Below are 13,237 nucleotides of genomic sequence, written 5' to 3'. Positions count from 1 at the left end.
GCGATCCTAACGGTCGGTGTGCGCTCCGGCGTCCGTCGGCTCGGCCTGGAGGCGCGGGGCACGCCCGTCGACGGTCGTCCCGTCCGTCCCGTGGTCACCGTCCGTCCCGTGGTCACCGTCCGACCCGTGGTCGCCCCCGTCCCGCCGCGCGCGTCGACGCCGCAGGGTCTCGGCCGCCGCGCCCGTCTCGCGGGCTGCGCCCGACGCCAGGCCGGCCGCGATGATGAACACGAACACCACGAGCAGTGCGCCGAGCAGGCCGATGTGCTCGCCGAGGAAGCCGATGAGCGGGGGGCCGGCCAGGAACGCCACGTAGCCGATCGTCGCCACCGCGCTGACCTTGAGCGCCGCCGAGCGGGGGTCGTCGGCCGCGGCGGACATGCCCATCGGGAAGCCGAGGCTGGCACCGAGGCCCCAGAGCACCACGCCGACGATCGCGATCGGGACGACGTCCACGAAGATGAGCATGCCGAGGCCCACGACGGCGACGATCGCGCTCGCCCGGAGCACCGGCACCCGGCCGAACCGGTCGATGAGCGGGCTGCCGGCGATGCGTCCCGCGGTCATCGCCGCGAGGAAGACCGTGAGCACCGCGGAACCGGCCGCGTTGTCGAGCCCGTGCCCGTCGATCATCGCGAGGGGCAGCCAGTCGTTGGCGGAGCCCTCGGCCAGCGCCATGCCGAGCACGATCACGCCGATGAGGATCGTCGACGGCTGCGCCCAGACCTGCCAGCGCGTGAGCTGCACGGGCGTCGGGCTCGTGGCGGTGGACTCGTGCTCCTCGTACCGGTGCTCGTCGCCGAAGCGCGACGCGGCCGCGAGCATGACCAGGCAGACCACGACCCCGAGGACCGCGAAGTGCAGCACGACGGGCACCTCGAGGGCTTCGGTCAGTGCGCCGAGACCGGCACCCGCGAGCGTCCCGACGCTGAAGGCCGCGTGGAACAGCGGCATGATCGTGCGGCCGCCGGCCTTCTCGGCGGCGGCGCCGGAGACGTTCATCGAGACGTCGACCAGGCCGTTGCCGAAGCCGAAGGCGATCAGGCCGACCCAGATGGCCGCGAAGCCCCAGCCGTACGTGACGGCGAAGCCGGCGAAGACCAGACCGACGGCCAGGCACACGGACGCGACCTGCACGCCCCGACGGGCGCCGACCTTCGACACGATGTGCCCGGCGAACGTCAGGCCACCGATGGAGCCGACGGCCATGCCGAGGACGAGCAGACCCATCTCGAACGTCGTCGCGCCGAGCGAGTCACGGACGCTCGGGATCCGGCCGAGCCAGGTCGCGATGGCGAGCCCGGAGAGCGTGAAGGCCACGAAGACCGCGGTGATCCACACCCGGGTCGTCGGGGCGGTGCGGGTGGACGTCGTCGTCATGTTGGTTCCGGTCTCGTGCTGATGGTGGCTGCTGCCGTGCGGTCGCGGTGCGTCCCGGCGGCTGTCGAATCGATTCGACCGCTCGGTGTGACTACGCTAACGGGCGATGGACCAACCGGCAACAGCACGCGGCGCGTCCGGGACCGACGGCTCCCGCGACCGCGCCGCCGTCGCGCCGCGCCGTGGGCCCCGCCCCACGCTGGCCGCCGTGGCCCGGGCGGCGGGCGTCGCCCCGTCCACCGCCTCGCTCGCGTTCAGCGGTGCCGGCCCTGTCTCCGAGGACGCGAAGGCCCGCGTGCTCGCCGCCGCCGCGGAGCTCGGGTACGGCGGCCCCGACCCCCGCGCACGATCGCTCCGCCGTGGGCGCTCGGGGGTGATCGGTGTCGTCATGGACGAACGCCTGAGCGATGCGTTCCGCGACCCGGTGAACGTCCTGACGCTCGACGGGATCGCCGAGGTCGCGGGCGAGGCCGGCGCGTCGCTGCTGCTCGTCCGCAGCCCCCTCGACGACGAGCGCGGCACCGGGCCCATCGTCGACGCCCCGATGGACGCCGTCGTCCTGGTCGGGTGCAACGTGCGCATCGACCCCGCGGTCGCCGTCCTCCGTCGTCGGCAGATCCCCGTCGTCGCGATCGAGGCGGACGACATCGAGGGCGCGGTGCCGATCCACCTCGACAACCGCGACGCCTCGCGGCGGGCGGCCTCCTACCTCGCCGAGCTCGGCCACACCGCCGTGACGATCGTGACCCTGCCGCTCGACGCCGAGCGCCGCTGCGGACCGGTCGACGCTGTCCGCGAGGCCGCCGGCGTCGCGCACACGACGCTCGAGCGGTTGCGGGGTGTCCGCGAGGTCTACCCGGACGCGGCCGCGGTCGAGGCCGCCGGGAGTTCGGTGGAGGACGGCCGCGCCGCCGCACGGACCCTGTTCACCGACGGCGCGCCCGCGCCCACCGCCGTCGTGGCGCAGAGCGACCTGCTCGCCGTCGGGGTGATCTCGGCCGCGCTCGACGCCGGGCTCCGCGTGCCGGAGGACGTCAGCGTGATCGGGTTCGACGGCATCACGGTCGACGACAGCCTGCTGCACCGCTCGCCGATCCAGCGGCTCACGACGCTCGAGCAGCCGTTCGAGCAGAAGGGCCGGGCCGCGGCACGTGCGGCGCTGGCGATGCTCGAGGGGGCCCAGCCGGAGCCGGCCGCGTTCCGGTCGGAGCTGCGGATCGGGGACACGACGGGGCCGGTGCGGACCGGGACCTGATCCTCCGGTCGCCGGTACCTCGACGGTCGCGGGACGTGTGCTGGGCGCTTCCTCAGCACTGCGCGCGCCGGTCGGTGCCCGTTCCGGGGCGCGGTCCCTACGCTCTGGACCGTGCAGCACGCGCGTCGTCCCTCCTCGCTCCCGGGAGTCCTCCTGACCATCGCGGTCCTGGTGGTCGCGGTCGTCGTCGCCGCCGTGGTGTGGACCCGTTCGCCGGCTGCGCCGGCACCCGCAGCGGCGTCGACACCGACCGCCGCCCCGACACCGGCGGAGACCCCGCTGCCCGTCGATGCGGACGGCATCCCCCTGTCGGAGCGGCCCGCGCCGCACGAGCCGGCCACGGTCGACCTCGCCAGGACGTGGCGTGCGCCCGCCGACCTGCCCCCGGACGGCCGACTGCTCCACGTGTCCGTCCCGGGCACGACGTCGCACTTCGTCGCCCGCGACGCCCTCCTCTGGCTGCCGCCGGCGGCGCTCGTCGCCGACCCGCCGCCGCTGCCGGTCGCGGTCCTCATGCCCGGACAGTCGAAGGGCTCCGGCCCCGACGACATGGAGTCGGGCGGGCAGATCGCCCGCAGCATGGACGCGATCGCCGCCCTGCACCGGGGGCTCGCACCGATCGTCGTCGTCCCCGACCAGCTCGGACCGCGGTCGGGCAACCCGATGTGCATCGACGGCCCGCTCGGCAACAGCCGGAGCTACCTGGAGCACGACGTCCCCGCGTGGATCACCGGACACCTGCGGGTGCAGACCGGTGCCGCGGCGTGGACGATCGGCGGGTTCTCGCAGGGCGGCACATGCGCGATCCAGCTCGGCGCCGGGGACCCCGACCGCTTCGGGAACATCATCGACGTCTCCGGCGAGCTCGGCCCCTCCCTCGGGGACCCGGCGCGGACGATCGCCCGCGGGTTCTCGGGGAACGCGGCGGCGTACCGGGCGGCCCAGCCCCTGGCGGTCATGGCCCGGCACGGCCACTACGCGTCGACGTGGGCGTTCTTCACCGCGGCGCAGCTCGACACCCACTACGGCCCGGCGATGCCCGTCGTCGCGGACCGTGCGGCGGCGGTCGGGATGCACGTGACGCGGTGGGTCCTGCCCGGTGCTCGGCACAACTGGACGATGGCGCGGGCGGCGATCGCCGCGGGGATGGCGTGGCTGGAGCCGCACGTGGGGCTGGCGCCCGCCGACTGACGCATCCGCTCTCGTCGCTTGCCCGAGCACGACGGACCGTCGACAGGTCAGCGCCGCCGCAGGCCCAGCACCACCACCGCCACCAGGTTCACCGCGCTCCCCACGAGGAACCCCGTGGTCCCCCCGGCCACCCCCGTCGACGGCGCGAGCACCGCCATGAGCACCACGCCCACGACGAACCCCGCCACCGACGCCAGCGCCACCTGCCGTGACCGACCGGACGCCAGCAGGAGCGCCGCCGGCACGAGTCCGACGGTGAACACCCACACGCCGACCATCAGGTACCGCAGGTCCGCGACCGCGGCGGCTCCCTCGGCCGGGTAGACCAGCGGCAGGAACCACCCGGCGAGCCAGGCGACGAGGCCGAAGACCACGGCGGTGCCCGCGGCGAAGCCGCCCACGAGCAGCAGCACCCCGCGCGAGCGCAGCGACCCGCCGTCCGACCGGTGCGCGAACGCCGGCACGAGCACCTGCCCCAGGGCCTGGCCGACCATCGACGCGGGTGTCGCGAGCGTGAAGGCCGCGGCGTAGACCCCGGCCTCGAGCGCCGAGGAGGACACCTGCGCCGAGATCATCGTCAGCTGCAGCAGCCCGTTCGAGGTCACGACCGCGAGCACGTTCCACGCGGCGAAGCCGAGCACCCCCGCGGTCGGCTCCGGCGCGCCGGCGGCCCGGTTGCCCCGCGGCCAGCAGGCGATCGCGAAGACGGTGTACCCGACGGCGAGGGGGAGCAGGACGAGCGGCTCGAGGCGGGCGACGCAGGCCGCGACGAGCAGTCCGAGCGCGAGCAGGCTCGTGACCGTGTCCCACAGTGCGACGCGTGGTGCGCGGTCGTACCCGAGCTGGGCCCCGCGGGCGTAGCAGTACAGGCCGTACCCGACGACGACCCCGACCCCGCCGACCACCATGCCGGGGCTCGCACCCCAGGCGATCGCGACCGGTACGGTCACCGCGGCGAGCACGACGCTCGACACCGCCATCGAGGCCCCGAGCAGCCTGTTCACCGCCGTGTCGGACCGGCGCCCGCGCAGCGTGATCGCCAGCACCCGCGAGGCGGTGTTGCCCGCCGCGTTCGGCCACAGCAGGGCGGTGAACACCGAGAGGGACAGCAGGGCCGTCGTCTGCCCGAGGGTTTCGGTGCCGAACACCCGCCCGACGACCACCGTGACGAGCAGCTTCGCGAGTCCCTGCACGCCGATGCCGACCGTGGCGAGGAGCGCCGACGACGCGACGCGCGACCGCCCGCTCACCGGGCCAGCGCCTGTCCGACCCAGCCGGGTCGGTGCGCGCGCACCCCGAGGGTGACCGCCCGGACGCCGATGTAGCCGAGCGCGAAGGCGGCCCAGAGCCCGGCGAGGCTCCCACCGAGCCACCAGAGCAGCGGCAGGTACACGACGAGGTTCACGACGCCGGCCAGCGCGAGGTACCGCGCGTCCCCGGCGCCGATGAGCACGCCGTCGAGCACGAACACGTAGCCGGCGACGGGCATCCCCACGGCGATGAGCACGAGCACGACCGGCAGCGCCGACCGGACCGCGGCGGAGTCCGAGAACACCGGGCCGAGCACCCCGCTGACGGCGACGACGACCACGCCGAGCAGCACGCCGCCGAGGATCCCGAGCACCACGAGCCGCCGCGTGACCAGTCGTACCCGTGCGGGGTCGCGCGCGCCGAGGCCGTGCCCGACGAGCGCCTGCCCGGCGATGGCGAGGGCGTCCAGCGCGAAGGCCAGCGTGGAGAACACGGTCAGCCCGACCTGCGTCGTCGCCAGGCCGGTCGTCCCGAGCCCGCTCGCGGTCGCCACGGTCGCGAGCATCGCCACCCGCAGCGACACTGTCCGGAGGAACAGCCAGGCACCGGAGCGCAGGGCCCGCACGACCCCGGAGGCGCCCGGCCGCAGCGGCGCACCCGAGGCCCGGGCGGCGCGCACGGCGATGACGACGTACACCGCGGCCATCGCCCACTGGACCACGACGGTGCCGGCGGCGGACCCCTCGACGCCCCACCCGACGCCGTAGATGAGCACGGCGTTGAGGAGCCCGTTCGCCACGAAGCCGACGGTCGCCACGACGAGCGGCGTCCGGGTGTCCTGCAGCCCACGCAGCAGCCCGGTCGAGGCGGTGACGACGAGGATCCCGGGCAGGCCGACCAGCGAGAGGGTCAGGTACGCGGTCGCAGCGGCCGACACCTCGGGCGACGCCCCGAACAGGTCGACGAGCGGTCCGGCGAGCGGCCACCCGACGAGCGCGAGCACGACGCCGAGCGCCAGCGCGAGCCACATGCCGTCGATGCCCGCGTGCACCGCTCCGCGACGGTCGCCGCCGCCGAGCGCGCGTGCGACCGCGGGCGTCGTGGCGTACGCCAGGAAGACGAGCAGCCCGGTGACCGTCTGCAGGACGACGCTCGCCAGCCCCACGGCCGCCAGGGCGGTCGCCCCGAGGTGGCCGACCAGCGCGGTGTCGGTGAGCAGGAAGAGCGGCTCGACGACGAGGGCCCCGAGCGCGGGGACGGCGAGGCGGACGACGTCCCGGTCGACCGACCGGCGCTCGGCGCGCTCGGCGGTGGTCGTGGGTCGGGGCACCGGCCCATTCTGGCCGTCCCGCGGCCGGTCCGGTGACCGGCGGCGCGCCCTGCGGCGTGACCACCTGACGGACGGGAGGCCCGTGGCGGCGTCGCCACGGGCCTCCCGTCCGTCAGGTGGTCCGACTCAGTCCGCGCGCGGCTCTGCCGGGACCGCCCCGGTCGCGGCGTGCGCCTGCTCCGACGCCGTCGGAGTCGCCGGGTCCGTGCCGCGGGCCCGGCCGACCAGGTCCATCAGGTGGTAGACGACGATCGCGGCGATCGTGCCCACGATGATGCCGCCGAACGTCGCACCGCCGAACGAGAACGTGAAGTCGGCGATGCCCATGATGAGCGCGATGCCGGCGGTGAGCTGGTTCTTGGGCTTGGCGAAGTCGACGCGGTTCTCGACCCAGATCCGGATGCCGATGACACCGATCAGGCCGTAGAGCGCGGTCGTGGCACCGCCGAGCACCCCGGCGGGCACGGACGAGATGATCATGCCGACCTTGGGCGACAGCCCGAGCAGGATCGCGACGATCGCGGCGACCCAGTAGGCGGCCGTCGAGAAGACGCGGGTGGCGGCCATGACGCCGATGTTCTCGCCGTACGTCGTCGTCGCCGAGCCGCCGCCCGCTCCGGCGAGCACCGTCGAGACGCCGTCGGCGAAGAGCGCGCGACCGGTCAGCGGCGTGAGGTCGCGCCCGGTCAGCTGGCCGACGCCCTTCACGTGGCCGACGTTCTCGGCGACGAGGGCGAGCACGACCGGCACGAAGCCGAGGTAGACCGCGAGCTGCCCGGCGTCGAACGCGGGGGCGGTGAAGGTCGGCAGGCCGACCCAGGCCGCCTCGCCGACCTTCGACAGGTCGACCTGGCCGCCGACGAGCGCCGCGACGTAGCCGACCGCGACGCCGATCACGATCGACAGCCGGCCGATCAGCCCCTTGAAGAGCACCGTGACGAGGATGATCGCCGCGAGGGTGATGAGCGCGACGACCGGGGCCTTCGTGAAGTTGTCGCGGGCGGCGGGTGCGAGGTTGAAGCCGATCAGCGCGACGATCGCTCCCGACACCACCGGCGGCATCAGGCGGTCGATCCACCCGGCGCCCGCCAGGTGCACGATCGCACCGACGATCGCCAGCAGCACACCGACCACGATGATGCCGGACAGGGCGAGCGGGATGCCGCCGATCTTCGTCGCGGCACCGATCGGGGCGAGGAACGCGAACGACGACCCGAGGTAGCTCGGCAGTCGGTTGCCGGTGATGAGCAGGAACAGGATCGTCCCGATGCCGCTGAACAACAGGGTCGTCGACGGTGGGAAGCCCGTGATGAGCGGGACGAGGAAGGTCGCGCCGAACATCGCGACGACGTGCTGGACGCCGAGACCGATCGTGCGGCCCCAGGAGAGGCGCTCGTCCGGCGCCACGATGGTCGAGGAGGAGACGGTCGCGCCGTCACCGTGCAGCTTCCAGCCGAGTGCCATGGGATGACGGTACCGGGTGGGGTGGGTCCTTCGCGGGTGCAGCGCGTCGGCGCGGGCGCGCGCTCGACCAGTCGGTGCTGTGCCAGATCGTCCCCCTCTTCTGGGGGTGCGCAGCTGAGGCATGCTCCGTGGCGTCCTGAGTGGCCGCACAGCGCCGTCATGGGGACTGCAGAGCTGGCGCGGCCGTGATGAGGGGTTCTTCCGCGTGTTCGCAACGTCGTCGTTGTCTGCTGCCCGGCCTCGAAGGGTGCTCCTCGCGCTCGTCGCCGTCGTGGCCCTGTTGGGATCGCTGCTCGCGGTCGTCAGTCCTCCTGCTCCTGCCCGGGCGGAGGTGACGGGAACCGGCGGTCAGTACGTGCCGATGGCGGACAACGCCGAGGTCTTCAAGGGTGGGACGACGGCCGGGGTGTTCAAGACCGTCAAGGTCAACGGTGTCGACGGTCTCCCGACGTCGGGCATCGGCGCGGTGAGCGTGCTGGTCACGGTCGCGAGCGCGAGTGCTCAGGGGCAGCTCGTCGGTCGTCCGAACGCGTCCGACCCCGACACGCTGCTGATGATCTACGGCGCCGGTGTCGGCGGGAACACCTCGAACACGGCGCTGCTGGCGGTGGGTGATGACGGGTCGATCCGCATCCGCACCGGCACCGACCAGTCGAACGTGTCGGTCAACGTCACCGGCTACTACACGAGCACGCAGAACGGTGTCGGCGCGGGCGGCTTCGTCCCGATGTCGGGCACCCGTATCGCGAACACCGTCAACGGGACCGGCGTCCGCAGGGGCACGCTCTCCGGCGGGGACAGCATCACCTTCCAGGTCGGCGGCGCCAACGGGATCCCGGCGAACGCCGCTGCGGTCGCGCTCGGGGTCATCGTGCAGAACACCGGCGGCGGTGCAGGCTGGGTTCGTCCGTACCCCACAGGTGGGACGAAGAGCACCGGTGTGCTCAACTACGTGTCGACCAAGGGCATCTCCACGACGATGACGGCGCAGGTGCCGATCGGCTCCGACGGCAAGGTCACGATCGACACTGCTGCCGGCGGCGGCACGATCGACGTCATCGCAGACGTGCAGGGCTACTACATGGCGAGCAACCCGGGTGGTGGGTTCACCCCGCTGACGGGGCGCATCATCGACACTCGGCAGAGCTCGTCGGTCGCGTCGAACAGCTCCCTCGCGGTGCAGATCGCCGGCGCACGCGGCGGGCTCTCGAGTGTCGAAGGTGGCCTCGCGGCGGTGGCGATCACCCTGACGGCCATCCACTCCGGTACGAACAGTGGGTACGCCAAGGTGTGGGGTGACGGTATGCCCGAGCCCGGCGCCAGCGCCATCAACTACGCGCCCACCGGGTCGATCCGCACCACGACCGCGATCGTGCCGGTCGGGGCGAACGGGAAGATCCGGATCAAGAACGCATCGACCACGGCGACGGACTTCGTCGTCGACCTGCAGGGCGCGTACAACTCGCTGCCCGGCGGTCCGTCGGACACGAACCAGACCGGTCAGCGGAAGTCCGCCACCACGCTGCCGTTCCCGATCACGGACCAGACCAACGCCTCGGTCGACGTCGGTACCGGGAACCTGCTGGTCACCACGAGCGCGCTGTCGCTGCCGGGCGTGACGCAGAACGCGACGATCGGTGCGGCGTACAACTCCCGCAGCACCCGTGCCGCGGACGCGAACACGATGGCCGCCAACCGGTGGCAGTACGCCCTCGCCGGTGCAGGCGACCTCACCGCGAACGCCTCCGGTGTCGTCTACACGGACGCCGCCGGCACAGCATGGCAGTTCACGCCGTCGCTGGCGCTCGGGCAGGGCAAGTTCACCACGCCCGCTGGCCTGCAGCAGACGCTGGAGCGTGTGAGCACGTCGGGCACGGACGCGGAGTACCAGCTGAAGGGGTGGACGACGAACTCGGTCACGCACTTCAACCTCGCCGGTCAGCCGACCTCGGTTGTCGACCGCAACGGCAACCAGGTCAGCTTCAACACCTCGGACGGGTACGCACTGTCCGAGGTCGTGTCCACCGCCGGCACGACGGGCGCGAAGACGGCGAAGTCGTCCTACGCCAACAGCACCCAGACGTTCTCGCAGACCTCCGGCTCGAGCTCCCGCTCTGTCTCGTGGGCGAAGAGCGCCGCGGGTGACATCACCACGTACACGGACGGGAACGGTGCGAAGACCATCTTCGGCTACACGAACGGTGCCCTCACGTCGATCACGGCTCCCACCGGTGGTGTGACCGCGTTCACGTACGACTCGTCGGACCGGGTCACGAAGGTCGAGCAGCGGAACGCGACGGCGGGGTCGGCCGGTACCGCGGTGACCCGGTTCTCGTACGCCTCGGACACGTCGACGCAGGTTGCTGACCCGCGGTCGGACCAGTCGAAGGCGGTCGCGGACGCGGCACACACCACGTACACCCTCGACGGCAACGACCTGGTCACGAAGGCTGTCGATGCTGCGAACCGTGAGCAGTCCCGGTCGTACAAGTCGACCAACAACGGCGTGCTCAGCTCGACCGTCGGCTCCGGAGCGAGCGGGTCGACCACGACGAACGCTTACGACGGCAACAACGGCCAGTCGCTGACGCAGTCGCAGTCCGACTCCGGTAGCACGAGCTCCGCGACGTACGGTTCCTCAGCTCCGACGGCGTACCTGCCCTCGTCGACGACGGACAGCTCCGGTAACAAGAGCAGCTACGGCTACGACGGACCTGGCAACCAGTCCTCGACCGGAACCGGGACGGGGCCGGAGGCTGCGACGGCGACCCTCGAGTACAACAAGAAGGGCACCGACCCGTACGCGTGGGGGGCGGTGAAGACCGCGACCGCGCCGGGCGACGGCGATCGGAAGACGACGTACACGTACAACGCGAACAACCAGCTCGGAGCCATCACGGCACCGGCGAACACGGTCGGTGAGCAGCAGTACGCGTACGACGACTTCGGCCGGGTGAAGACCCACACCGACGGAAACGGCGGCGTCACCACGTACACGTACGACAACGACGACCGCATGCTCACCACCGCGTTCGATGACGGCACCCCGACGGTGACGAACACCTACGACGGCAACGGCAACCTCCTGACCGAGCAGTCCGCGACCGGCACCATCACCAACACCTACGACCAGCGCAATCGGCTCACCTCGACGGTGAACACCGCCGGCGGTGGACAGGTGTCCTACGGGTACGACCTCGCCGGCAACACCAGCCAGGTCACCGACCAGCACAGCACCGTCACCCACGACTACGACCCGGCGAACGTGCTCGTCAAGACCACCTACCCCGCCGCTGACGGTGGAACGGCGAAGCAGGTCTACAAGAACGACGACCACGGCCGCCGCACCGACGCCTGGCTCGGCGCGAGCAGCGACTCGGACCCGACGTCCTGGCAGGCGCACCAGACGATCACGTACGGTGCGTCGAACAAGGTCACGCGCGTGCAGGCCTGGCAGGCAAGCGACACCAGCAAGCCGGTCGTCGACCTCTCGTACTGCTACATCACCGGGATCGCCGCTGGCGGTGACTGCAGCGCGACGACCAGCACCAACGACACCGACAAGATCCAGTGGGTCAAGAACAACGTCACCGGCCAAACCACGACGTACACCTACGAGTCCAACAGCAGACTGACCAAGGCTGCACAGGCCAGCGGTGCGAAGAACACCACCTGGGCGTACACGTACGACGTCGCCGGGAACCGGCTCACCGCGAAGGCGTCCGGGGACACGACGAGTTCGCAGACGCTGACGTACAACGCGGTCGGGCAGATCACTACCACCGGGTACGGGTACGACAAGGTCGGTAACCTCACCTCCGCGCCCGGTCAGACGTTCACCTACAACGGTGCGCAGCAGCTGACTTCGTCCACGAAGGACGGAGTGACGACCAGCTACGAGTACGCCGGTGCCGACATGAACAAGCTGCTCTGGCAGTCCACGGACGGGGGAGCGGAGTACGGATACACGTATGGCACCACCGACCAGAACGGCGTTCCCGTGATCGCCGCGCGCGAGATCATCGGCTCAGGAACCGCTTCGGTGATCAGCGACCCGACCACCGGGCAGCCGCTGGATCTGCAGACCACCGATGGCACCACCAGCATGTGGATTGTCGACGGTGCCGGGAACCCCGCGGCCGCGATCGCGGACACCGGTAAGACTGCCTACACCGTTTCCTACGACCCGTACGGCATCGAGACCGTCGGCGTCGGCAGTGACAGTGCGCAGTGGAAGCAGAACCCCTACGGGTTCAAGAGCGGGCTCCGCTCGAGCAGCACGAACAACGGGCTCACCAAGTTCGGGTACCGGTGGCAGACCAGCGTCACCGGCGGCTGGATCGAACGCGACACCCTCGACGCACCCCTCGGCCCGAGCAACGCCAACCGATACGCTTACGCCGGTGGTGATCCCATCAACAGCATGGATCCGACTGGCCAACTTTCATCTTTCGGAACCTACGCAACCCAGTGCGCTACGGGCGCTCTGACTAGCGTTGGTATCGGTCTCGGAATTGGCACGTCATACACGCCTCAAGGGTTGGCGCTGGAGGCTGGCCTTGGTTGCGCATTCAATGTAGGCGCGCAGCTGGCGACCGATTTGGTGCCGGAGGATCAGAAAGCTGGAGTTGCTGGAGGGTCTGGATATCTTTCATTTTTGCTGGCTGTTGGTCAGGTTGGAAAGGCGTTGAAGTGAGTAACGTCCCTTGGATAATACTGGCCGTCTTTTTGATGGTAGGTGCGGGGGCTATTCTTAGCGGCCGTTGGGTTCGCGCGCTTAACGAGCGAGGTCGAGGCGAGCCCCGACAGCCTCTCACTAAAGGTGCCTGGATTGTAGTTGGAGCCGTTGTTGCATTCTTTATGCTGGCCATGGTGCTGAACTTTACAGGTGTGTGGTGAGGCGCTAGGTAGTAATTATTGCCCGACCGCTGTGGCATCGGCACCCCTGCGCATGAACCGGTCCGGTTCGGCCGGCGTGTCCGCCCTGTACGCCACACGCTGAATTGAAAAAACTTAGTTTAGGTGAACACATTCTTGACTATCTTAGCCTTTGATGTAATCATTGGCGGAGTGGGGTAGTTGGGGTGGTCTCTTTCTCGCGGGATCAAGAAACGCCAAGAGGGCTATACACCCCATCTCACTCGGGGGTTCTGGATTGTGGTATTAGTTATGGCAATCCTCTCGATTGTTGCTTGGGGCCTCAAGTTGACGGGCCACTGATGCGCGAAGCATTCTGATGTCAGGGGCGGTAATGTACGCACGAGCCGCCCGTGTTTTGACTCGGACACACAGCCGCTGGGTTCTTCTCAGTGGCTGTGTGTACGTGAGCGGTCAGCGCGCGCGCGCCATAGCGGAAAACCGCTTCT

The 13,237-nt window shown here is 70.8% G+C and carries 7 protein-coding genes; 3 read left to right on the top strand and 4 right to left on the bottom strand.

Annotation, left to right across the window (positions count from 1 at the left end):
• Positions 1-6: 6 nt before the first annotated feature.
• Complete coding sequence (locus AB0N84_RS14005) at positions 7-1,380, bottom strand: MFS transporter (RefSeq protein WP_289460005.1); 1,374 nt, start codon at positions 1,378-1,380, stop codon at positions 7-9.
• 106 nt (positions 1,381-1,486) lie between these two features.
• Here AB0N84_RS14005 and AB0N84_RS14000 point away from each other — a divergent pair, with 106 nt between their 5' ends.
• Together AB0N84_RS14000 and AB0N84_RS13995 are read left to right on the top strand one after the other, a co-directional pair.
• Positions 1,487-2,635: a LacI family DNA-binding transcriptional regulator gene (locus AB0N84_RS14000; RefSeq protein WP_289460006.1), complete on the top strand. Its 1,149-nt coding sequence runs from the start codon at positions 1,487-1,489 to the stop codon at positions 2,633-2,635.
• 111 nt (positions 2,636-2,746) lie between these two features.
• Positions 2,747-3,826 carry an alpha/beta fold hydrolase gene (locus AB0N84_RS13995; RefSeq protein ID WP_289460007.1) on the top strand — a complete coding sequence of 360 codons (1,080 nt, stop codon included), beginning with the start codon at positions 2,747-2,749 and terminating at the stop codon, positions 3,824-3,826.
• 47 nt (positions 3,827-3,873) lie between these two features.
• Here AB0N84_RS13995 and AB0N84_RS13990 read toward each other — a convergent pair whose 3' ends face one another.
• The 3 genes from AB0N84_RS13990 to AB0N84_RS13980 all read right to left on the bottom strand — a co-directional run bounded on the left by AB0N84_RS13990 (position 3,874) and on the right by AB0N84_RS13980 (position 7,871).
• Positions 3,874-5,076 (bottom strand): hypothetical protein, encoded by a 1,203-nt coding sequence (locus AB0N84_RS13990; protein ID WP_289460008.1) that lies wholly within the window; start codon positions 5,074-5,076, stop codon positions 3,874-3,876.
• Positions 5,073-6,407, bottom strand: coding sequence for an MATE family efflux transporter (locus tag AB0N84_RS13985; protein ID WP_363547343.1), 1,335 nt, complete (start codon positions 6,405-6,407; stop codon positions 5,073-5,075). The genes AB0N84_RS13990 and AB0N84_RS13985 overlap by 4 nt, the downstream gene beginning before the upstream one ends.
• Positions 6,408-6,533: 126 nt before the next feature.
• A complete protein-coding gene (locus AB0N84_RS13980) occupies positions 6,534-7,871 on the bottom strand; it encodes a solute carrier family 23 protein (protein WP_363547340.1) in 1,338 nt (445 codons plus the stop codon).
• 361 nt (positions 7,872-8,232) lie between these two features.
• Here AB0N84_RS13980 and AB0N84_RS13975 point away from each other — a divergent pair, with 361 nt between their 5' ends.
• On the top strand, positions 8,233-12,567 hold the full coding sequence (locus AB0N84_RS13975; protein ID WP_363547337.1) for an RHS repeat-associated core domain-containing protein: 4,335 nt from the start codon (positions 8,233-8,235) through the stop codon (positions 12,565-12,567).
• Positions 12,568-13,237: the final 670 nt, after the last annotated feature.

The organism is Curtobacterium sp. NPDC089185 (genome assembly GCF_040685235.1).
GTDB lineage: Bacteria > Actinomycetota > Actinomycetes > Actinomycetales > Microbacteriaceae > Curtobacterium > Curtobacterium citri.
Note: the sequence above shows the minus strand (reverse complement) of the source record. Positions and strands in the feature narration are given on the sequence as shown.